The organism is Janthinobacterium sp. BJB301, assembly GCF_002735685.1.
GTDB lineage: Bacteria > Pseudomonadota > Gammaproteobacteria > Burkholderiales > Burkholderiaceae_D > Janthinobacterium > Janthinobacterium lividum.
The window spans coordinates 1-623 of record NZ_PDZJ01000019.1 but is presented as its reverse complement, the minus strand read 5'-3'; the positions used below and the strand labels follow the sequence as shown (position 1 = coordinate 623).

1 rRNA gene is annotated in these 623 nt (G+C 49.9%); it reads left to right on the top strand.

The features are described from left to right. Positions 1–17: 17 nt before the first annotated feature. Positions 18–623 (top strand): 23S ribosomal RNA (locus tag CSQ91_RS28400); the annotation flags it as partial.

Sequence of the window (623 nt, the reverse complement as noted above, 5' to 3'; positions counted from 1 at the left end):
AGAGGCTAACGTTATAGGGACAAGCGAATAAGTGCACATGGTGGATGCCTTGGCGATTACAGGCGATGAAGGACGTAGTAGCTTGCGATAAGCTGCGGGGAGTGAGCAAACACACTTTGATCCGCAGATTTCCGAATGGGGCAACCCACCCTTTTAGGGTATTGCATACTGAATACATAGGTATGCAAGGCGAACGCGGCGAACTGAAACATCTAAGTAGCTGCAGGAAAAGAAATCAACCGAGATTCCCAAAGTAGCGGCGAGCGAAATGGGAAGAGCCTGTACGTGATAGTCGGACCGATAACAGAATCCTCTGGAAATAGGAGCCATAGTGGGTGATAGCCCCGTATGTGAAATCGGACCGGTGGTACTAAGCGTACGACAAGTAGGGCGGGACACGTGACATCCTGTCTGAATATGGGGGGACCATCCTCCAAGGCTAAATACTCGTAATCGACCGATAGTGAACCAGTACCGTGAGGGAAAGGCGAAAAGAACCCCGGAAGGGGAGTGAAATAGATCCTGAAACCGTGTGCATACAAACAGTAGGAGCGGACTTGTTCCGTGACTGCGTACCTTTTGTATAATGGGTCAGCGACTTACATTCAGTGGCAAGGTTAACC